Origin of the sequence: Enterobacter cloacae complex sp. P13B (genome assembly GCF_014895915.1) — a bacterium.
GTDB classification, from domain to species: Bacteria; Pseudomonadota; Gammaproteobacteria; order Enterobacterales; family Enterobacteriaceae; genus Enterobacter; species Enterobacter bugandensis.
Map to the genome: position 1 here is coordinate 1,692 of NZ_JADBQN010000018.1, position 20,866 is coordinate 22,557.

Sequence of the window (20,866 nt, forward strand, 5' to 3'; positions counted from 1 at the left end):
TAGCCATTCTTTCCATTTTATTTAATCGTTTAAAATCAAATGGATAACTAATAATTACAAAATGCGTAATTCTACAAAATAATAACAACCTCAAATAATGCCACCGGATCCTGCTTAGCTATTCAACTCCCAATAATATGAAATTAATCATTATCTGATGCGAATCATGCAAATGAAAACAAACTCATTAATATCCATTTTCGCGTGAGCAATATCACATTACGGATTATTTAACTGCCTAGTATAAATCACGAAATCAATTGAGCTTAGCCGCCATGTAATTAAACACACCACATGGCGCATGCCCTTTTTATTCTGAAAAACAGTTAAAGGAATAATTATGGAAAAGCATTACGTCGGTTCTGAAATTGGTCAATTGCGTAGCGTTATGCTGCACCGCCCTAATTTAAGTCTGAAGCGGTTAACGCCCTCAAACTGTCAGGATCTGTTATTTGATGATGTACTGTCGGTTGAACGGGCGGGTGAGGAGCATGACATCTTCGCAAACACGCTGCGCGAGCAGGGTGTGGAAGTCCTGCTGTTGACCGACCTGCTCACGCAAACCCTTGATATTACAGAAGCGAAAGCCTGGCTTCTTGAAACGCAAATCTCCGACTATCGCCTCGGGCCCACCTTTGCCGGCGACGTGCGCGGCTGGCTGGCGGATATGCCGCACCGCGAACTGGCGCGGCGATTAAGCGGGGGATTAACCTACGGCGAAATTCCGGCAGCCATTAAAAATATGGTAGTGGATACCCACACGGCGAATGATTTTATTATGAAGCCGCTGCCGAACCATTTATTTACCCGCGATACCTCCTGCTGGATTTATAACGGCGTGTCCATTAACCCGATGGCGAAACCCGCCCGCCAGCGTGAAACCAATAATCTGCGCGCGATATATCGCTGGCACCCGGCATTTGCCGACGGCGATTTTATTAAGTATTTCGGCGACGAGAATATTAATTACGACCACGCCACCTTAGAAGGCGGTGACGTACTGGTGATTGGCCGCGGGGCGGTATTGATCGGCATGTCCGAGCGCACGACGCCGCAGGGCGTGGAGTTCCTCGCCAACAGCCTGTTTAAACACCGTCAGGCCGAACGCGTGATTGCCGTTGAGCTGCCAAAACACCGCTCCTGCATGCACCTCGACACGGTGATGACCCACATCGACGTGGATACCTTCTCCGTCTATCCGGAAGTAGTGCGCAAAGACGCCCAGTGCTGGACGCTCACGCCGGACGGACGCGGCGGCCTGCTGCGCACGCAGGAAACCGACCTGCTGCACGCCATTGAGAAAGCCCTCGGCATTAACCAGGTCCGCCTGATCACCACCGGCGGCGACGCCTTTGAAGCCGAACGCGAGCAGTGGAACGACGCCAACAACGTTTTGACCATCCGCCCTGGCGTGGTGATCGGCTACGAGCGCAACGTCTGGACCAACGAGAAGTACGACAAAGCGGGCATTACCGTGCTGCCGATCCCTGGCGACGAGCTGGGACGCGGTCGCGGCGGCGCGCGCTGCATGAGCTGCCCACTGGAACGCGACGGAATTTAAGGAGCCATCATGGAACGAAAACCCACTCTGGTTGTGGCCCTGGGCGGCAACGCGCTGCTCAAGCGCGGCGAGCCGCTGGAAGCGGATATCCAGCGCCAGAACATCGAGCAGGCCGCCCGCACCATCGCCGGGCTGACGGCGCAGTGGCGCGTGGTGCTGGTGCACGGCAACGGGCCGCAGGTCGGGCTGCTGGCGCTGCAGAACAGCGCCTACGACAAAGTGACGCCCTACCCGCTGGACGTTCTCGGCGCGGAAAGCCAGGGGATGATCGGCTACATGCTCCAGCAGGCGCTGAAAAACAATCTGCCGCAGCGTGAGGTGAGCGTCCTGCTCACCCAGGTGGAAGTGGACGCCGCCGATCCGGCCTTTAGCAACCCGACCAAGTACATCGGCCCGGTGTACAGCGAGGCCCAGGCGAAAGCGCTGGCCGCAGAAAAAGGCTGGACGTTCAGGGCCGACGGCACCTATTTCCGCCGCGTGGTGCCCTCTCCGCAGCCGAAGCGCATCGTGGAGAGCGATGCCATTACGGCGCTGATCCAGCGTGACCACCTGGTCATCTGCAACGGCGGCGGCGGCGTGCCGGTAGTGGAGAACGCCAACGGCTATCGCGGCGTTGAGGCGGTGATCGACAAAGACCTCTCCGCCGCCCTGCTGGCGCGTCAGATCGAGGCCGACGCCCTGCTGATCCTCACCGATGCCGACGCGGTGTACCTCGACTGGGGCAAGCCGACCCAGCGCCCGCTGGCGCAGGTGACGCCGGAATTGCTTAAAGACATGCCGTTCGACGCCGGATCGATGGGGCCGAAGGTCGCCGCCTGCCGCGAATTTGTTGAGGCCTGCAACGGCATTGCCGGGATCGGCGCGCTGGCCGACGGCGCGGAGATTTTGGCGGGCGAGAAAGGCACGCTGATTCGTAACTGATCACTCATTTAAAAAGGATTTACCCATGACCATTAACCTGAAAAACCGCAACTTCCTCAAACTGCTGGACTACACCCCGGCGGAAATTCAGTACCTGATCGACCTCGCCATCGAGCTGAAGGCGGCCAAAAAAGCCGGGCGCGAAAAGCAGACGCTGGTCGGGAAAAACATCGCCCTGATCTTTGAAAAAACCTCCACCCGCACCCGCTGCGCCTTCGAAGTGGGCGCGTTTGACCAGGGCGCGCAGGTCACCTACCTCGGCCCAAGCGGGTCGCAGATCGGCCATAAAGAGTCGATGAAAGACACCGCCCGCGTGCTGGGCCGCATGTATGACGGCATCGAGTACCGCGGCTACGGCCAGGCCATCGTCGAGGAGCTCGGAGAATACGCGGGCGTGCCGGTGTGGAACGGCCTGACCGACGAGTTCCACCCGACGCAAATTCTCGCTGACCTGATGACCATGCTGGAGCATTCACCGGGCAAAACCCTGCCAGAGTTGAGCTTTGCCTATCTCGGCGACGCGCGGAATAACATGGGCAACTCCCTGATGGTCGGCGCGGCCAAGATGGGGATGGATATCCGCCTTGTGGCACCGAAATCCTTCTGGCCGGAAGCCGGGCTGGTTGAGCAGTGCCGCGCCATCGCCAAAGAAACGGGCGCACGCATCACCCTCACCGACGACGTGGAAGAAGGCGTGCAGGGCACCGATTTCCTCTACACCGACGTGTGGGTCTCCATGGGCGAGCCGAAGGAGGCCTGGGCCGAGCGCGTCAGCCTGATGAAGCCGTATCAAATCAACGCGGACGTCATGAAGGCCACCGGCAACCCGAACGTCAAGTTCATGCACTGCCTGCCCGCGTTCCACAACGAGCACACCAAAGTGGGCCGCGAGATCGAGATGGCGTACGGCCTGAAGGGGCTGGAGGTGACGGAAGAGGTCTTTGAATCACCGAACTCCATCGTCTTTGACGAAGCAGAAAACCGCATGCACACCATTAAGGCGGTCATGGTGGCGACACTCGGCGACTAATCACCGCCCGGCGCGCCGCGGGGTGCGCCGGGTTTCAGGAGAACATCATGGGCAAGTTCAAGTTTCCCTCCGCTTACACCATTCTCTTTTTTCTGATTGCCGTGGTTGCCGTGCTGACGTGGATTGTTCCGGCCGGGCAGTACCATATGGCGATGAACGAGGCGCTCGGCAAAGAGGTGCCGGTTGCCGGCACCTATGCGCACGTGGCATCGCACCCGCAGGGGCTGGTGTCGGTGCTGATGGCCCCGATAGCCGGACTGTACGATCCGGAATCCGGCCAGGCCGGGGCGATCGACGTTGCGCTGTTTATCCTGATCATCGGGGGATTTCTCGGGATCGTCACCAAAACCGGGGCAATTGACGCCGGGATCGAGCGCGTCACCACTAAGCTGCGCGGGCGCGAAGAGTGGATGATCCCGATCCTGATGGCGCTGTTTGCCGCAGGCGGCACGATTTACGGCATGGCCGAAGAGTCGCTGCCCTTCTATACCTTACTGGTGCCGGTGATGCTGGCGGCGCGGTTCGATCCGGTGGTTGCCGCGTCCACCGTACTGCTCGGGGCGGGGATCGGCACGCTCGGGTCCACCATTAACCCGTTCGCGACGGTGATCGCCGCCAACGCCGCCGGGATCCCCTTCACCAATGGGATCATGCTGCGCATCGCGCTGCTGGTCATCGGCTGGATCATCTGCGTGGCGTGGGTGATGCGCTATGCCCGCAAGGTGCGCAAAGATCCGTCGCTGTCGATCGTGGCGGATAAACAGGAGGAGAACCTCGCCCACTTCCTCGGCAACAAGGGCGAGCAGTCGCTGGAATTTACCCCGGTGCGCAAACTCATCCTGGTGATTTTCGCCCTCGCCTTCGCGGTGATGATCTACGGCGTGGCGGTGCTGGGCTGGTGGATGGCGGAGATCTCGGCGGTATTCCTCGCCAGCGCCATTATCGTTGGGCTTATCGCCCGCATGAGCGAAGAGGAGCTGACCTCAACCTTTATCAACGGCGCGCGAGATTTGCTGGGCGTCGCGCTGATTATCGGCATCGCGCGCGGTATCGTAGTGATTATGGATAAGGGCATGATTACCCACACCATTTTGCACAGCGCCGAGGGGATGGTCACCGGATTGTCGACGGTGGCGTTCATTAACGTGATGTACTGGCTGGAGGTGGTGCTGTCGTTTCTTGTGCCTTCTTCGTCCGGCCTGGCCGTTCTGACGATGCCGATCATGGCGCCCCTTGCCGATTTCGCTAACGTCAACCGCGACCTGGTGGTTACGGCTTACCAGTCGGCGTCCGGCATCGTTAACCTTATCACCCCCACCTCTGCCGTTGTGATGGGCGGGCTGGCTATCGCCCGCGTGCCCTACGTGCGTTATCTGAAATGGGTCGCGCCGCTGCTGGGGATTTTGACGGTGGTGATTATGGTGGCGTTAAGCCTGGGCGCGTTGTTGTGATTTGCCGGATGGCGCTGCGCTTATCCGGCCTACGGATCGGTGCGGTGCCACCGGTTATTTCGGGAACTGATATGGGAACTATGATGGATTACGAAGAGTACTCTCCCAAAGAACAACTACAGCTAACGGTCTGCCAGCGTCTGATCGCGGAAAAGAGCTATCTCTCTCAGGAAGAGATCCGCCGCGACTTGCAGGAGCGGGGTTTTGAGACCATCAGCCAGTCCACCGTTTCACGTCTGCTCAAGCTGCTTGGCGTCATAAAAATTCGCAATGCCAAAGGGCTAAAGATTTATTCGCTGAATCCCCAGCTGCGCCCTGCCCCCGACGCCGCGCGTACCGTCTCCGAAATGGTGGTGAGCGTGGAGCACAATAGCGAATTTATCCTTATTCATACCGTTGCCGGATATGGCCGCGCGGTGGCGCGTATTCTGGATTATCACCAGTTACCGGAAATTTTAGGCGTGGTGGCGGGAAGCAGTATTGTCTGGGTCGCGCCCCGGGTGGTGAAGCGTACCGCGCTGGTGCACAAGCAAATTAATTATTTGCTCAGAATGCATTAATATTCATAAAGAACCGTTTGCATTGAGTAAAGCGTGCATTAAATCGCTTGATCCCAAAAACGAGCTGCGTATAATGCCCGACAATTTGCCGGGAGGAAGCATGGTCAAGCGTGTACGACATAACGTCTTACCGCGTCTGAAATCAGACGCTGGCCTGCCGTTTTTCTTCCCGTTGCTAAACCTATTCCCAGAGCCCCTCATTTGAGGGGCTTTTTTTTGCCCGGCGTCAGGAGATAAACATGAATCCGCTTTATCAAAAACACATCATTTCCATAAACGACCTCAGCCGCGAAGAGCTGGAACTGGTTCTGGAAACCGCGGCAAAACTGAAGGCCAATCCGCAGCCGGAGCTGCTGAAGCACAAGGTGATCGCGAGCTGTTTCTTTGAAGCCTCGACGCGCACCCGCCTCTCCTTTGAAACCTCCATGCACCGCCTGGGCGCGAGCGTGGTGGGCTTCTCGGACAGCAGCAACACGTCGCTGGGCAAAAAAGGCGAAACCCTGGCGGATACCATTTCAGTGATCAGCACCTACGTTGACGCGATTGTGATGCGCCACCCGCAGGAGGGCGCGGCGCGTCTGGCGACCGAGTTTTCTGGCGGCATTCCGGTGCTGAACGCCGGTGACGGCGCCAACCAGCATCCGACGCAGACCCTGCTGGACCTGTTCACCATTCAGGAGACGCAGGGCACGCTTGAAAACCTGAACATCGCCATGGTCGGTGACCTGAAGTACGGCCGCACCGTCCACTCCCTGACCCAGGCGCTGGCGAAATTTAGCGGCAACCGCTTCTTCTTCATCGCCCCGGACGCGCTGGCGATGCCGCAGTACATCCTCGACATGCTGGACGAGAAAGGCATTACGTGGAGCCTGCACGCCAGCATCGAAGAGGTGGTGGGCAACGTGGATATTCTCTATATGACCCGCGTGCAGAAAGAGCGTCTGGATCCGTCCGAATACGCCAACGTGAAGGCGCAGTTCGTGCTGCGCGCCAGCGACCTCGACGGCGCGCGCGACAACATGAAGGTGCTGCACCCGCTGCCGCGCATCGATGAGATTGCCACCGACGTGGATAAAACGCCGCACGCCTGGTACTTCCAGCAGGCCGGAAACGGCATCTTCGCTCGCCAGGCGTTACTGGCACTGGTTCTGAATCGCGAATTAGCTCTGTAAGGGGAGACGACCATGACACACGATAACAAACTCCAGGTTGAAGCCATCAAGCGTGGCACCGTGATTGACCACATCCCTGCACAGGTGGGCTTTAAGCTGCTGACGCTGTTCAAACTGACCGAAACCGACCAGCGCATCACCATCGGCCTGAACCTGCCGTCCGGCGAAATGGGCCGTAAAGATCTGATCAAGATCGAGAACACCTTCCTGACCGACGAGCAGGTCAACCAGCTGTCGCTGTACGCGCCGGACGCCACGGTTAACCGCATCGACGATTACGACGTGGTGGGCAAATCCCGCCCGAGCCTGCCGGAGCGCATCGAAAGCGTGCTGGTCTGCCCGAACAGCAACTGCATCAGCCACGCCGAGCCGGTTTCGTCCAGCTTTGCAGTGAAAAAGCGCGCCAATGACATCGCGCTCAAATGCAAATACTGCGAAAAAGAGTTTTCCCATTATGTGGTGCTGGCCAACTAATTGAGGTTGGTAATGAAATCCCGGCTGTTATAATGGCCGGGAACATTCTTAACGCTGTAATTCTGGAGAAAAAATGAGCAAAGTACTCGCGACGGAAAATGCACCAGCGGCTATCGGCCCATACGTTCAGGGCGTTGATCTGGGCAGCATGATCATCACCTCTGGCCAGATCCCGGTAAACCCGAAAACCGGTGAAGTACCGGCCGACGTGGCGGCGCAGGCGCGTCAGTCGCTGGAAAACGTGCAGGCTATCGTTGAATCTGCGGGCCTGAAAGTGGGTGATATCGTCAAAACGACGGTGTTCGTGAAAGATCTGAACGACTTCGCCACCGTTAACGCTACGTATGAAGCGTTCTTCACCGAGCACAACGCCACCTTCCCGGCGCGCTCCTGCGTGGAAGTGGCGCGTCTGCCAAAAGACGTGAAAATTGAAATTGAAGCGATCGCCGTACGTCGTTAATACTTTTCAATAAACAGAAGGCAGCTCGGGCTGCCTTTTTTATTTCGGTTATTTTTACTCTCCGGGTAAAATGACACAGAGCCAGATCCATTATTAGACTCTCCCTCGCCTAGTAATATTCTCTAATAATGGATGAGTAATGAAACTTTCAAAAATTGCACTTGCCCTCGCAACAGTGACCGTTGCATCTTCGGCATTTGCTCACGGATATATTGAATCTCCTGCCAGCCGCGCCTATATGTGTAAGCTGGGTCAAAATATTGATTGCGGCTCCGTACAGTATGAACCGCAGAGCGTAGAGAAAACCTCCGGCTTCCCGACCGGGGCAGAGCCAGCAGACGGACACCTCGCCAGCGCGGGTATCTCTCAATATTCACAGCTGGATAAGCAGAGCCTGAATGCGTGGACTAAAAACCCGATGACCGCGGGCCCGCATGAATTTGTCTGGCACCATACTGCGCCGCACAAAACCACCAACTGGCGTTATTACATTACCAAACAAAACTGGGACCCAAATAAGCCGCTAACTCGCGATCAGTTTGAATTAACCCCGTTCTGTACAATTAACGGAAATAGCCAGGCGCCAGCCGTAACTAAATCCATGACCTGTAATGTTCCTGAACGCACAGGCTATCAGGTAATTTACGGCGTATGGGAAATTGCAGATACCACAAACAGCTTCTATCAGGCTATCGACGTTGATTTCGGGAATGGCGGCAACGTTACCCCGGACGAAACGCCTGCGGTTGTGTCCGAGTGGAGCAAAACCCTGAGCGGCCAGATTGCCGGTAATAACCTGAACGTGGGCGATAAAGTTATCGCACGCTTCTTCGACGCCCACGGCGAAGTGACCGCCATGCGCACCGAGATGACCATCGGCTCTGCTGAACAAGGCGACGCTAACCAGTGGTCCTACGATCTGGCGCAGAAGATCAACACCGCACAGCACGACGTGCGCGTCGGCGTGAAGGATGAAGCCGGTGACATCAGCCCGGTTCACGGCGCCAACAGCGTATTCGTGAAAGACGGCAGCACGCTGCAGTCCGTTGCTATCTCTTATGAAGAGCAAAAAGCGCAGGTGAATGAGACCATTGCCGTTACCGATCTGCAATACAGCAAAATCGAACATGGCAACGCGACCGTGACCTTCCACGTGAATACGCAGGGCGACGTGAATTTTGAAGCACACGTGATGAACCACCACGGTGCGGAAAAAGGCTACCTGAAGCAGGACATGAACAACAGCAATCAGGACGTCACCATGACCCTGACCGACGTGACCGCCGGCCACCACATGCTGAAATACTACGCGACCAATAAAGACGGCACCCTGTTCGCGCAGGACGTCCTGAACCTGATGCTGGAAGGCGATGCCGCTGCGGATAGCACCGGCCACCACGACTTTACCTTCCCGGACAATATCGCGTCGTACAAGGCAGGTACCGTGGTGCTTCAGCCTAAAGACGGTAAGACCTACGAATGTAAGCCTTTCCCGTACAGTGGCTTCTGCGTGCAGTACAGCCCAACCGCAAACCAGTATGAGCCAGGCGTTGGCGCACACTGGAAAGAGGCGTGGGTTCTGAAGAACTGAGTGGCCTTTATGCCCGGCGGCACTTCGCTTACCGGGCCTACACCACGTAGGCCCGGTAAGCGCAGCGCCACCGGGCATGTGTGTTACTGATTTCGCGTGGCGCGTAGCAGCGTCTCCAGCGGATAGACCGCCGCAATCACCACCTCATCCTGCACCTTCGCCGCGCTGTCCAGCTCGCTCTGGATCGACGCGATCTCTTTGTCGTCCAGCGTCCCCTGACGCGCCACCAGATCCGTCAGCCTCAGGCCAATCGAGGCCAGCTTATCCACCTCCAGAATGACCGGCTTAATGGCCTTCAGCTGATAGCTGTTTTCGCTCAAGGCCAGCACGTCGCTGGTGTTGTTCTGCCAGCGGTTAAAGACGTGGCGCAGCGCCTCGGCGCTCTCCGTGTCTTCCGCGTCGCTCACCAGGCGGTCCGCCCACTTGTGCATCTGGCGCACGGTGGCGCTTTCGGCGTTCAACGCATCTGCAAGTCTGTTAAGCGGCTCAAACTGATGGTAGTTTCCGGCCTGGAACTTCAGGTGCTGGCGGGTGTAATACTGGGCCGGTTCAATCGCCTGAGCGAGGATCTGCAGCGGCAGGGTGTCCGCATTGTTAGCGAGGCGCGTGAACTGCACCTGCTGCTGGGTATGCTGCTGCAGCCCGACCGACACCGTCGACCAGCTGTCCATCGCCTGCAGGCGGGTGTACATATTGTCGACGTCGTTGACGTCCTGCGCCGACCACAGCCGCTCCGCCACCGCAAAGGCGCGCGGCCACAGGCGGATGTCCAGCACCGGCGCCACCACGTTTTCCGCCCACAGCGCGGCTTCGCCGCCAAGCAGGTTGGCCTGATTCGCCACGTCCGGCACGACCGGAGGGGTACCTTTCGGCACGTCGTCCAGACGCGCGCCGCTAATCGGGTAGCGGGTGTTTCCCACCAGGAAATAGCCGGTGAGTTTGTCGTTATCAACGTTGACCACCGGGCGCGTTTCACCCATCCAGGTGTCGACGGTAAAGGTCACCTGGTTGTCGTCGCGCCACTGAATGTTATTCACCGCCCGACGCGATTTCCCGGCAAAATCAATAAAACCGCGCCACCCGGCGTCGCCTTTCACCAGCGTAAAGCTGCCTTCCACCGGCTTGCCCTTCAGGCGCGGCATGGAGAAAGCCCAGCTCTGGACGCTGTCGGTGTCCGCTATCACGTCCACGCCATTCAGCCCCTGCGGCACGATTTCGTTGCGGTAGTGATAGGCGGTGGATTGGGGCTGGTCGAGGTAGAAGCCGGTTGAGAGAATGCCCTTATAGCCGTTCTGCGCCACCTGCCCCAGTGCGTCCTGTCCCTGCCAGGACTGGATCAGAATGCTTTTCGGCAGATCGGGATGGTAGATCTCATCCCAGCCGACCATCTGCCGGTGGTGCTTCTCAAGGATCGTCTCCAGCTTGCGGTTGAAATACGCCTGCAGCGCGTGGCTGTCCGCCAGTTTGTTGTCGCGCATAAATCTCTGGATCGCCGCGTTTGCCTTCCACTGGCTGTCGTCCACCTCATCGCCGCCAATATGCAGATACGGATCGGGGAAGATCGCCGCCAGTTCGCTGACCATCGCGTCGGCAAAGGTGTAGGCCGCCTCTTTGGTGGGATCCAGCACCGGCTTCAGCACGCCCCAATGGCGCTCCATAGCGTACGGCCCCGGCGCGCTCATCAGTTCTGGATAGGCGACGGCAATCGCTGAGGCGTGGCCCGGCATATCGATTTCCGGCACCACGCGTATGCCGCGTTCGGCTGCGTAACGCACAATCTCGCGCATCTGCTCAGGGGTGTAGAACAGCCCGTCGCTGGCAAGCTGGGTTAATTTTGGATAACGCTTCGAGGTAAAGCGCCAGCCCTGATCGTCAGTCAGATGCCAGTGCAGGACGTTGAGCTTGGCCGCGGCCATACCGTCGATCTGGCGCTTGATATCGGGTAACGGGATGAAATGACGCGCCGAATCGAGCAGCAGCCCGCGCCACGGGAAGCGCGGCGAATCTTCGATGGTAACCCACGGAATCGAAGTGTTTTCGGCACCGTTCTGCATCAGCTGGAGCAAGGTTTCCATTGCGCGCAATGCGCCAAAGCGGGTGTTAGCGGAGATGTTCACGCCGTTGGCATCCACCGTGAGTTTGTAGCTCTCATCGCTGTCCGGCAGCGGCTGCGGCTTCACCTTTTTAGCGATGGCGATACGGATGGTCGGCTTGTCAGGTTTTTCGGCCTGCGGCTGTAGCGTCCAGCCGGTTTGCAGCGCAATGCGCTGGCGCAGGCGGTTGACCGCGTCCCCCAGATCGTCGCCGCTGACGCTCACGGAGAGTTGATTGTTAAGCACCAGCGCGCCCTGCGTCGTCGGGCGTTCAACCTTCGCAGGCCAGGGCATCAGGGGAAGGTCGCCTGCCGGCGCGGCAAAAGCGGAGGCGCCGAGCATAAGCCCGGCGGTTAAGAGACTGTACCGTAACATGAATGTTCCTTATCTGACGGGCCAAATTCAGGCAAAACATTCTGTTAACATGCGTACAAATTGTCGTCAAGCGAATGCGCCGACGGAGATCACAGGTTGTTGAATTTGGGAGGAAAGCCAGATGCCGGGTGGCGGCTTCGCCTTACCCGGCCTACGTCTGGATTGTGGCAAAATGAGCTTACTGCCACCCATATCGACGCGCATAGAACCCTTTCACCATCTGGGTCAGCACCATATAACCCGCGAGGATCGCCACCAACCATGGGAAGTAGCTCAGCGGCAGCGCCTGCAGCTGCAGGTAGCTTGCCAGCGGGGAGAACGGCAGCGCGATGCCGAGCGCCATCACAATGCCCGTCATCACAATCAGCGGCCACGCGGCGCGGCTCTGAATGAACGGAATGCGGCGGGTGCGGATCATATGCACAATCAGCGTCTGGGACAGCAGGCCGACCACGAACCAGCCGGACTGGAACAGCGTCTGGTGTTCCGGGGTGTTGGCGTGGAACACAAACCACATCAGGCAGAAGGTCAGAATGTCGAAGATGGAGCTGATCGGCCCAAAGAACAGCATGAAGCGGCCCAGATCGGCCGGGTTCCAGCGCTGCGGCTTCTGGATCTGCTCGTCATCCACGTTATCAAACGGGATCGCTACCTGAGAGACATCGTACATCAGGTTCTGGATCAGCAGGTGCAGCGGCAGCATCGGCAGGAACGGCAGAAACGCGCTCGCCACCAGCACGCTGAAGACGTTACCGAAGTTGGAGCTGGCGGTCATTTTGATGTATTTGAGCATGTTGGCGAAGGTGCGACGCCCTTCAATGACGCCCTCCTCCAGCACCATCAGGCTCTTTTCCAGCAGGATGATATCAGCCGCTTCACGGGCGATATCCACCGCGCCGTCCACGGAGATGCCAATGTCCGCCGCACGCAGGGCGGGCGCATCGTTGATGCCGTCGCCCATAAAGCCCACCACGTGCCCTTCACGACGCAGCAGCGTCACAATGCGCTCTTTGTGCATCGGCGTCAGGCGGGCAAACAGCGTCGTGCGCTGGGCAAGCTGCGCCAGTTCGTCGTCGGTGAGGTGCTCAATGTCGCTCCCCACCACCACATCGCCCGCGTCCAGCCCCACTTCGTGACACACTTTGGCCGCCACCAGCTCGCTGTCGCCGGTGAGAATTTTGACGGTGATGCCGCTCGCCTTCAGCGCCTTCAGCGCCGGTGCAGTGGTCTCTTTCGGCGGATCGAGGAATGCGATGTAACCTTCGAGGATCAAATCGGATTCGTCGATACGCTGATAGTCCCCCTCCCGCGCGGGCAGGAATTTGCTCGCCACCGCCACCACGCGCAGCCCCTGACGGTTCAGGTTGTCGGTGACGCGCTTGATGCGGCGCAGCATGGTGTCGTCCAGCGGCACGATCTCCCCGTTATGGCGCACCTGCGTGGAGACGTTCAGGATCTCCTGCAGCGCGCCTTTGCAGATCAGCTGGTGCACGTCCGGCTGCTCGCTCACCACCACCGACATGCGGCGGCGCTCGAAGTCGAACGGGATTTCGTCCACCTTCTGCCAGCGGCCGGAGAGCGTACGGGCGGCCTCCTCGTCCACGCCTTCCAGCACCGCCACGTCGAGCAGGTTTTTCAGCCCGGTCTGGTAGTGGCTGTTCAGCCACGCGCTGTGGAGCACGCGCTCGCTGGTTTTACCAGCGATGTCGGTGTGGTTCTCCAGCACGATTTTATCCTGCGTCAGGGTGCCGGTTTTATCGGTGCAGAGAATGTCCATCGCGCCAAAATTCTGAATGGCGTCGAGGTGTTTGACGATCACCTTTTGTTTAGAGAGTTTGACCGCCCCGCGCGCCAGCGTGGAGGTAACGATCATCGGCAGCATTTCCGGCGTCAGGCCAACGGCCACGGAGAGCGCAAACAGCGCCGCCTCCCACCAGTCGCCTTTGGTGTAGCCGTTGATCAGCAGGACAATCGGCGTCATGACCATCATAAAGCGGATCAGCAGCATGCTGACGCGGCCAATGCCTTTCTGGAACGCATTCGGCTCGCTCTCCTGCTCGCTGACGCGCCCGGCAAGCTGTCCAAACCAGGTATTGCCCCCGGTGGCGGTGACAATCGCCTGCGCCGTGCCGCTGACCACCGTGGTGCCCATAAAGCACAGGGTGTCGCACTCGAGCGGGTTCATCTGCTGCGGGTCGCGGCTGCGCGATACCTTCTCAACGGGCAGGGACTCCCCGGTCAGGGAGGCCTGCGCCACGAACAAATCCCGCGCCTGGATGATGCGTAAATCCGCCGGGATCATGTCTCCCGCCGCCAGCTTCACCAGGTCGCCCGGCACCAGCTGGTCAATGGGCAGCTCAACCCAGGCGTTTTCGCCGAGGTCGTTAATCACGCGCGAGACGGTCGCGGTGTTGCTGACCATCGCCTTCAGGGCGTCTGCCGCTTTGGTGGAGCGGGCTTCCTGAATGAAGTTCAGCAGCGTGGAGATACCCACCATCAGGGCAATTACGCCCGCGGCAAAAAGGTCTTCCGTCGCGTAAGAGATAATGCCGAGCACGGTCAGCAGCAGGTTGAACGGGTTGCGGTAGCAGAGCCACAGATGCACCCACCACGGAGAGGGCTTCTGCGCCGGGATCTGGTTATCGCCGTGCACGGCGCGGATTTTTTCCACTTCTGCCGCGTTCAGCCCTTCCGGATGGCCGCCAAAGGCGCGCCAGACTTCGTTTTCATCCATCGCCGCCACGTTCAGGCAGCGTTCGGTCAGGGACGCCGGGATCGCCGCTCCCGCCATGTTTTTGGCATTGGGCAGCGGGTCGCGCTGAACAAGACGGTGTGGCAGATGGCGGCTCAGCATCGCCTGCAGCTGCCGGGTGATATTTTTAAACATAGACATTCCTCCGCATCCGCCAGGCGGACGCAGCAATCCCTTCAGGCGTGGCAAAGCCGTACCTGTCAGGCACTCAATTTTTCAAGCAGGAACGTTTGGGACGTTGCTGCCTCACATTACCGGTGAGACAGCAAAAGCTGGCTTACCGGAAAGAACAAATTCTCCCGTTCAGGAGAGGTGCGGGATCGGGATCCATAAAGCCTCCGGTAAGTAAAAAAACAGGGTGTCGCCGCGCAGTATAAAGATTTAAGCGTACCCTTTGTGACGATTCGGGAGGTATTATACGCGCCTGCAAATAAACAGTACGTAAACCAGACTTTGCCCATAGCGAAATCGCGCTATAGCATTAGGCTCAATTGACCATTTTGTCGTTGTTACAGGGAAAACAGCATGCAGAACCGCCTTACGATTAAAGACATCGCGCGTTTAAGCGGCGTGGGGAAATCAACCGTCTCACGCGTGCTGAACAACGAAAGCGGCGTCAGCGAACGCACCCGCGAGCGCGTTGAGGCGGTCATGAATCAGCACGGTTTTTCCCCTTCCCGCTCCGCGCGCGCCATGCGCGGGCAGAGCGATAAAGTGGTTGCGATCATCGTTTCGCGTCTGGATTCCCTCTCCGAAAACCTCGCCGTTCAGACCATGCTGCCTGCCTTCTACGAGCAGGGCTATGATCCGATCATGATGGAGAGCCAGTTCTCGCCACAGCTGGTGGAAGAACATCTCGGCATGCTCCAGCGCCGTAACATTGACGGCGTGGTGCTGTTTGGTTTTACCGGCATTGACGAGGAGATGCTGAAACACTGGCAGCCGTCTCTGGTGCTGCTGGCGCGCGATGCCCACGGCTTTGCCTCCGTCTGTTATGACGATGAGGGGGCGATTATCACCCTGATGCAGCGCCTGTACGAAGAAGGCCACCGCCACATCAGCTATCTGGGCGTGCCGCACGCGGACGTTACCACCGGCAAGCGCCGCCACGAGGCCTATCTGGCCTTTTGCAAAAAGCACAATCTCCCTGCCGTGGCCTCCCTGCCGGGGCTGGGCATGAAGCAGGGCTACGAGCAGGTCGCCAGCGTCCTGACGCCGCAGACCACCGCGCTGGTGTGCGCCACGGACACCCTTGCGCTGGGTGCCAGCAAGTATCTGCAGGAGCAGCGCATTGATAACCTGCAGGTGGCGAGCGTCGGCAGCACGCCGCTGATGAAGTTCCTGCACCCTGAAATTATCACCGTCGATCCCGGCTACGCCGAGTCCGGCAGACAGGCCGCCGCGCAGCTGATCGAGCAGATCAACGGGCGGAGCGAGCCGCGCCAGATCGTTATTCCTGCCCGTCTCTCATAACCCCCCTGAATCGTTTATTGTGATCTTCGCCCGATTTCGGGAACGTTCCCATTTTCGCCGTCACGCTGAAGGAGTAGGCTTGCGCTCAGGTCATTACCCCCCTCAACATCTGTCATGAGGTTTCATGATGAGTAAAGTCAAACAAGCAGATATCGATCGGCTGATCGTCCTGGTCGGCGGCCGCGAAAACATCGCCACCGTCAGCCATTGCATTACCCGCCTGCGCTTCGTGCTGAACGACCCGGCCAAGGCCAACCCGAAGGCGATTGAAGAGCTTTCCATGGTGAAAGGCTGCTTCACCAACGCCGGACAGTTCCAGGTGGTGATTGGTACCGAAGTGGGCGATTACTATCAGGCTCTGCTGGCGACCACCGGACACTCTTCTGCCGATAAAGAGCAGGCGAAGAAGGCGGCGCGCCAGAATATGAAGTGGCACGAGCAGCTGATTTCCCACTTTGCAGAAATCTTCTTCCCGCTGCTGCCGGCGCTGATCAGCGGGGGCTTAATTTTGGGCTTCCGTAACGTCATCGGCGATGTGCCGATGAGCGACGGTAAAACCCTGGCGCAGATGTACCCAGCGCTGCAAAGCATCTATGACTTCCTGTGGCTGATTGGCGAAGCGATCTTCTTCTACCTGCCGGTCGGGATCTGCTGGTCCGCGGTGCGCAAGATGGGCGGTACGCCAATTCTCGGTATCGTACTGGGCGTCACGCTGGTCTCTCCGCAGTTAATGAACGCTTACTTACTTGGTCAGCAGGTGCCTGAGGTATGGAACTTCGGCCTGTTTACCATCGCCAAGGTGGGCTATCAGGCGCAGGTCATTCCGGCCCTGCTGGCGGGTCTGGCGCTGGGCTTTATTGAGACGCGTCTGAAGCGCATCGTGCCGGATTACCTCTACCTGGTGGTGGTGCCGGTCTGCTCGCTGATCCTGGCCGTCTTCCTGGCGCACGCTTTTATCGGTCCGTTTGGCCGCATGATCGGCGACGGCGTGGCCTTCGCGGTGCGTCATCTGATGACCGGCAGCTTCGCGCCAATCGGTGCCGCGCTGTTTGGCTTCCTGTATGCCCCGCTGGTGATCACCGGCGTGCACCAGACCACGCTGGCCATCGATATGCAGATGATCCAGAGCCTCGGCGGTACCCCGGTCTGGCCGATTATCGCCCTCTCTAACATCGCACAGGCCTCTGCGGTGACCGGCATCATTATCGTTAGCCGTAAGCACAACGAGCGTGAGATCTCCGTTCCGGCGGCCATCTCCGCCTATCTCGGCGTCACCGAACCGGCGATGTACGGCATCAACCTGAAGTATCGCTTCCCGATGCTCTGCGCGATGATCGGCTCTGGCCTGGCGGGCCTGCTGTGCGGCCTGAACGGCGTGATGGCGAACGGGATTGGCGTCGGCGGCCTGCCGGGCATCCTCTCCATCCAGCCTACTTTCTGGCAGGTGTTTGCCCTGGCCATGGCGGTGGCGATTATCGTCCCCATGGCGCTCACCACCGTGGTTTACCAGCGTAAATTCCGTCAGGGCACGCTGCAGATTGTTTAACTTCATCTTTCGGGGCGCAATTGCGCCCCTTCGCATTTGCAGGAACGCACTATGAATATCCTTCCTCACTGGTGGCAGAACGGCGTCATCTACCAGATTTACCCAAAGAGTTTTCAGGACACCACCGGCAGCGGCACCGGCGATCTGCGCGGCGTGACGCAGCGGCTGGATTACCTGAAAACCCTCGGCATCGACGCCATCTGGCTGACGCCTTTTTATATTTCCCCGCAGGTGGATAACGGCTACGACGTGGCGAATTACACCGCCATCGACCCGTCCTTTGGCACGCTGGATGACTTTGACGAGCTGGTTGCCGAAGCGCACGAACGCGGCATTCGCATCGTGCTGGATATGGTGTTTAACCATACCTCCACGCAGCACGCCTGGTTCCGCGAGTCGCTGAACAAAGAGAGCCCGTACCGCCAGTTCTACATCTGGCGCGACGGCACGCCGGAGCAGCTCCCCAACAACTGGCGCTCCAAGTTTGGCGGCAACGCCTGGCGCTGGCACGCCGAGAGCGAGCAGTATTATCTTCACCTTTTCGCGCCCGAGCAGGCAGATCTCAACTGGGAAAACCCGGCGGTGCGCGCCGAGCTGAAAAAGGTATGCGAGTTCTGGGCCGATCGCGGCGTGGACGGCTTGCGTCTGGACGTCATTAACCTCATCTCTAAAGATCAGGATTTCCCGGACGACTCCATTGGCGATGGTCGCCGCTTCTACACTGACGGCCCGCGCATCCACGAATATCTTCAGGAGATGAGCCGCGACGTCTTCACCCCGCGCAACCTGATGACGGTGGGCGAGATGTCGTCAACCTCGCTGGAGAACTGCCAGCAGTACGCGTCGCTCGACGGGCGCGAGCTGTCGATGACCTTTAACTTCCACCACCTGAAGGTGGACTACCCCGGCGGCGAAAAGTGGACGAAGGCAAAGCCGGACTTCGTGGCGCTGAAAACCCTTTTCCGTCACTGGCAGCAGGGGATGCACAACAAAGCCTGGAACGCGCTGTTCTGGTGTAACCACGACCAGCCGCGCATCGTGTCGCGCTTTGGCGACGAAGGGGAACACCGCGTTCACGCTGCAAAGATGCTCGGCATGGTGCTGCACGGCATGCAGGGCACGCCGTACATCTATCAGGGTGAAGAGCTGGGCATGACCAACCCGCACTTCAGCCGCATCACCGACTACCGCGACGTGGAAAGCCTGAACATGTTCGCCGAACTGCGGGCCAATGGCCGTGAGCCGGATGAATTACTGGCGATTCTGGCGAGTAAATCCCGCGATAACGGGCGAACCCCAATGCAGTGGGACGCGTCGCACAATGCGGGCTTTACCGAGGGCGAGCCGTGGATTGGGGTCTGCGATAACTATGAAACCGTGAATGCCCGTACGGCGCTGGACGACCCGGATTCAGTGTTCTACACCTATCAGTCGCTGATTCGTCTGCGCAAAACCCTCCCGGTGCTGACGTGGGGAGATTATGAAGATCTCCTGCCGGAACACCCTTCCCTGTGGTGCTATCGCCGCCAGTGGCAGGGCCAGACGCTGATGGTGGTGGCAAACCTGAGCAGAGAGCGCCAGCAGTGGCAGCCGGACCCGGTACAGGGCGCATGGCAGGTCGCACTCAGCAACTATGAGGACGTCCCCTCTCGTCCCGATACGCTGCAATTGCGCCCGTTTGAAGCCATCTGGTGGGTGCAGGAATAAACGTCAGGAGATACAGCATGCTGTATCTCCTTTTTTATGTTTAGCGATACGCTAAATGTACGACGATAACTTTTACATCACGGCGTACCGAAAATAAAAATAGTCCTGCCAATTAAATAACCTCGGCAGGACATGATGAAAAAGACAATTATTAAAGTAACGTGTATTAGCGCATTATTATTGAGCACACAGGGATGGTGCGGAAATACGTCCGTCGACCTTCGCTTTGGCCATAATACGCGCTCTGACGTAAATGATTCTCGTATTAAGGTTATGCATCAGGCGGATAACGGTTTTTACTTCTCCGTTGAAGCCGCACAAAACCATAACGACACCTTTTTTGGTGATACCGACCGAAATAATCCCGATGACAAAGGATTAACGGAGGCGGCACAGGAGATTGAAACGCGCTGGCGCTTCAATCTGGGCAATGGCTTTGCCGTTGCGCCTGGCATGGTGACGGTTTTCACCCCCAGTAATACCCACTATCGCCCCTTCATTCAGGGCTGGAAAGCGTTTGATAACGGTCTGAATCTTTCCGCCCGTTACCGTTATAACACCATCAATGACGCGCACAGCGACAAAGAACTCGACGGCAGCGGCTATACCCGCCGTCAGTCACACCAGTTCGACATTTGGTTCGCGTACAACATTGGCAAATTCGGTATGTCCTACAACCCGCGCTTCCGCTGGCAGGATAATGTCGATCAGGGAACCGGGGATGATACCTACTGGGAGCATACCGTTGCGTTCAACTACCAGCTCGACGATGGCTGGACGCCTTACGTCGAGCTGGTGTCACTGGATAAAACCTATATCAACAATGACGGCAACCATGAAAATGATTATGCCGTACGTCTGGGGATAGTGAAGCAGCTCTGACGGCCTGACTACACCGTATCGTGCTGCAGCAGCCTGCAGCCGATACGGTCCACGGCGCTTAACAGTTCAAGCTGGCCCTCCCGCTGATACAGCGATACCGCATTAATGTCGATCGATAACGGCCAGCATAGCGTTGAGATCGACGCCAGCGTCGCCCCCTGACGGGTAATTGCAATAATCTTTAAGCCCTTGCGCAGCGCGTTTCGCGCCATTTCTATCAGCGACTGTGTCTCCCCGGATTTGCTGATCAGCACCAGCGTCCCCTTCGATACCCGTGTCAGCTGGTGCATGTCATTCAAAATAAGATGCGGCAGGCTCGCCAGCGATAAAAAGCGCGACAGGTAGTTGAGGCTGGTAAGCGAGGCGCCGCGTGCGTACAGATAGATATGGCTGGAATGGATGAGCAGCCTGGACACCTCCGCCACAATGTCGTCCGCCTGCGGACCCGCGTCGGGCACTGCAGGCGCAGGGGTAAAATGATCGCGTAAAAAACGATACCGAAGCTCGGTATAGCTTTTATACCCCATTTTTTTACACACACGATTAACGGATGTTGTCGTTGTAAAGGTATCACGGGCAATCTCTTTTGCCGAAATATTAGAAATATTAAACGCGTGATGCTGAATGTATTCAAATATCAAGCGTTCACTTCCCTGGAATGAATTCATATATTACACCCTGTTTAATCCCGGCATGATATTAACACAACAGAGAAATAGTCTCTGGAAGGCGCTTCACACATTGCATTTACGCGTATCACGATACGTAATTAGTATTAGCAAACGTTAAAAACTGTTTTAGGTTCTCTTTATACTTTC

General features: G+C 57.9%; 17 protein-coding genes and 1 pseudogene. 14 read left to right on the forward strand and 4 right to left on the reverse strand.

What is annotated here, in order from left to right:
* The first annotated feature begins 340 nt into the window (after nt 1–340).
* The 5 genes from arcA to IM273_RS09455 all read left to right on the forward strand — a co-directional run bounded on the left by arcA (nt 341) and on the right by IM273_RS09455 (nt 5,523).
* The gene (arcA, locus tag IM273_RS09435) at nt 341–1,561 is read left to right on the forward strand and encodes an arginine deiminase (protein ID WP_193051110.1); all 1,221 of its coding nucleotides are present in this window, start codon (nt 341–343) and stop codon (nt 1,559–1,561) included.
* 9 nt (nt 1,562–1,570) lie between these two features.
* Nucleotides 1,571–2,482: a carbamate kinase gene (gene arcC / locus IM273_RS09440; RefSeq protein WP_126345977.1), complete on the forward strand. Its 912-nt coding sequence runs from the start codon at nt 1,571–1,573 to the stop codon at nt 2,480–2,482.
* Nucleotides 2,483–2,507: 25 nt separating this feature from the next.
* Nucleotides 2,508–3,512, forward strand: a complete 1,005-nt coding sequence (argF, locus tag IM273_RS09445) for an ornithine carbamoyltransferase (RefSeq protein ID WP_003863360.1) — start codon at nt 2,508–2,510, stop codon at nt 3,510–3,512.
* A 47-nt stretch (nt 3,513–3,559) separates the two neighbouring features.
* Entirely contained in the window at nt 3,560–4,963 is a 1,404-nt protein-coding gene (locus IM273_RS09450) for a YfcC family protein (protein ID WP_045259604.1), read from the forward strand.
* Between the two features lie 80 nt (nt 4,964–5,043).
* Nucleotides 5,044–5,523, forward strand: coding sequence for an arginine repressor (locus IM273_RS09455; RefSeq protein WP_028015317.1), 480 nt, complete (start codon nt 5,044–5,046; stop codon nt 5,521–5,523).
* A gap of 3 nt (nt 5,524–5,526) precedes the next feature.
* Here the strand turns inward: IM273_RS09455 and IM273_RS09460 are convergent.
* Nucleotides 5,527–5,644 (reverse strand): annotated as a pseudogene (locus IM273_RS09460) (hypothetical protein).
* Here IM273_RS09460 and IM273_RS09465 point away from each other — a divergent pair.
* From IM273_RS09465 to gbpA, 5 genes are all read left to right on the forward strand, one after another.
* Nucleotides 5,624–5,728: a pyrBI operon leader peptide gene (locus IM273_RS09465; protein ID WP_022646880.1), complete on the forward strand. Its 105-nt coding sequence runs from the start codon at nt 5,624–5,626 to the stop codon at nt 5,726–5,728. The pseudogene IM273_RS09460 and the gene IM273_RS09465 overlap by 21 nt on opposite strands.
* A gap of 34 nt (nt 5,729–5,762) precedes the next feature.
* Nucleotides 5,763–6,695, forward strand: coding sequence for an aspartate carbamoyltransferase (gene pyrB, locus IM273_RS09470; protein WP_028015316.1), 933 nt, complete (start codon nt 5,763–5,765; stop codon nt 6,693–6,695).
* 12 nt (nt 6,696–6,707) lie between these two features.
* The gene (gene pyrI / locus IM273_RS09475; RefSeq protein ID WP_010427352.1) at nt 6,708–7,169 is read left to right on the forward strand and encodes an aspartate carbamoyltransferase regulatory subunit; all 462 of its coding nucleotides are present in this window, start codon (nt 6,708–6,710) and stop codon (nt 7,167–7,169) included.
* A gap of 73 nt (nt 7,170–7,242) precedes the next feature.
* Entirely contained in the window at nt 7,243–7,629 is a 387-nt protein-coding gene (ridA, locus tag IM273_RS09480; RefSeq protein ID WP_003863373.1) for a 2-iminobutanoate/2-iminopropanoate deaminase, read from the forward strand.
* 139 nt (nt 7,630–7,768) lie between these two features.
* Nucleotides 7,769–9,220, forward strand: a complete 1,452-nt coding sequence (gene gbpA / locus IM273_RS09485) for an N-acetylglucosamine-binding protein GbpA (protein WP_045259606.1) — start codon at nt 7,769–7,771, stop codon at nt 9,218–9,220.
* Nucleotides 9,221–9,303: 83 nt separating this feature from the next.
* Here the strand turns inward: gbpA and IM273_RS09490 are convergent, their stop codons facing one another.
* Entirely contained in the window at nt 9,304–11,688 is a 2,385-nt protein-coding gene (locus tag IM273_RS09490; RefSeq protein ID WP_193051112.1) for a beta-N-acetylhexosaminidase, read from the reverse strand.
* Nucleotides 11,689–11,866: 178 nt separating this feature from the next.
* Nucleotides 11,867–14,575, reverse strand: coding sequence for a magnesium-translocating P-type ATPase (gene mgtA, locus IM273_RS09495; RefSeq protein ID WP_193051114.1), 2,709 nt, complete (start codon nt 14,573–14,575; stop codon nt 11,867–11,869).
* Between the two features lie 390 nt (nt 14,576–14,965).
* Here mgtA and treR point away from each other — a divergent pair, with 390 nt between their 5' ends.
* The 4 genes from treR to IM273_RS09515 all read left to right on the forward strand — a co-directional run bounded on the left by treR (nt 14,966) and on the right by IM273_RS09515 (nt 20,048).
* On the forward strand, nt 14,966–15,913 hold the full coding sequence (treR, locus tag IM273_RS09500) for a trehalose operon repressor TreR (RefSeq protein WP_028015312.1): 948 nt from the start codon (nt 14,966–14,968) through the stop codon (nt 15,911–15,913).
* Between the two features lie 127 nt (nt 15,914–16,040).
* Nucleotides 16,041–17,459 (forward strand): PTS trehalose transporter subunit IIBC, encoded by a 1,419-nt coding sequence (gene treB, locus IM273_RS09505; protein ID WP_045259643.1) that lies wholly within the window; start codon nt 16,041–16,043, stop codon nt 17,457–17,459.
* 51 nt (nt 17,460–17,510) lie between these two features.
* Complete coding sequence (treC, locus tag IM273_RS09510) at nt 17,511–19,166, forward strand: alpha,alpha-phosphotrehalase (RefSeq protein WP_193051116.1); 1,656 nt, start codon at nt 17,511–17,513, stop codon at nt 19,164–19,166.
* A gap of 135 nt (nt 19,167–19,301) precedes the next feature.
* Nucleotides 19,302–20,048 carry an oligogalacturonate-specific porin KdgM family protein gene (locus tag IM273_RS09515; RefSeq protein ID WP_028015309.1) on the forward strand — a complete coding sequence of 249 codons (747 nt, stop codon included), beginning with the start codon at nt 19,302–19,304 and terminating at the stop codon, nt 20,046–20,048.
* An 8-nt stretch (nt 20,049–20,056) separates the two neighbouring features.
* Here the strand turns inward: IM273_RS09515 and IM273_RS09520 are convergent, their stop codons facing one another.
* Nucleotides 20,057–20,716, reverse strand: a complete 660-nt coding sequence (locus tag IM273_RS09520) for a MurR/RpiR family transcriptional regulator (protein WP_028015308.1) — start codon at nt 20,714–20,716, stop codon at nt 20,057–20,059.
* Between the last annotated feature and the right edge of the window lie 150 nt (nt 20,717–20,866).

Bases quoted from the DNA above. Each gene is read 5' to 3' on its own strand.
- pyrB (WP_028015316.1), top strand. From the start codon at position 5,763: ATGAATCCGCTTTATCAAAAACACATCATTTCCATAAACGACCTCAGC.
- IM273_RS09450 (WP_045259604.1), top strand. From the start codon at position 3,560: ATGGGCAAGTTCAAGTTTCCCTCCGCTTACACCATTCTCTTTTTTCTG.
- IM273_RS09465 (WP_022646880.1), top strand. From the start codon at position 5,624: ATGGTCAAGCGTGTACGACATAACGTCTTACCGCGTCTGAAATCAGAC.
- ridA (WP_003863373.1), top strand. From the start codon at position 7,243: ATGAGCAAAGTACTCGCGACGGAAAATGCACCAGCGGCTATCGGCCCA.
- mgtA (WP_193051114.1), bottom strand. From the start codon at position 14,575: ATGTTTAAAAATATCACCCGGCAGCTGCAGGCGATGCTGAGCCGCCAT.
- IM273_RS09490 (WP_193051112.1), bottom strand. From the start codon at position 11,688: ATGTTACGGTACAGTCTCTTAACCGCCGGGCTTATGCTCGGCGCCTCC.
- treC (WP_193051116.1), top strand. From the start codon at position 17,511: ATGAATATCCTTCCTCACTGGTGGCAGAACGGCGTCATCTACCAGATT.
- gbpA (WP_045259606.1), top strand. From the start codon at position 7,769: ATGAAACTTTCAAAAATTGCACTTGCCCTCGCAACAGTGACCGTTGCA.
- IM273_RS09455 (WP_028015317.1), top strand. From the start codon at position 5,044: ATGATGGATTACGAAGAGTACTCTCCCAAAGAACAACTACAGCTAACG.
- IM273_RS09520 (WP_028015308.1), bottom strand. From the start codon at position 20,716: ATGAATTCATTCCAGGGAAGTGAACGCTTGATATTTGAATACATTCAG.
- treR (WP_028015312.1), top strand. From the start codon at position 14,966: ATGCAGAACCGCCTTACGATTAAAGACATCGCGCGTTTAAGCGGCGTG.
- IM273_RS09515 (WP_028015309.1), top strand. From the start codon at position 19,302: ATGAAAAAGACAATTATTAAAGTAACGTGTATTAGCGCATTATTATTG.
- treB (WP_045259643.1), top strand. From the start codon at position 16,041: ATGAGTAAAGTCAAACAAGCAGATATCGATCGGCTGATCGTCCTGGTC.
- arcC (WP_126345977.1), top strand. From the start codon at position 1,571: ATGGAACGAAAACCCACTCTGGTTGTGGCCCTGGGCGGCAACGCGCTG.
- argF (WP_003863360.1), top strand. From the start codon at position 2,508: ATGACCATTAACCTGAAAAACCGCAACTTCCTCAAACTGCTGGACTAC.
- arcA (WP_193051110.1), top strand. From the start codon at position 341: ATGGAAAAGCATTACGTCGGTTCTGAAATTGGTCAATTGCGTAGCGTT.
- pyrI (WP_010427352.1), top strand. From the start codon at position 6,708: ATGACACACGATAACAAACTCCAGGTTGAAGCCATCAAGCGTGGCACC.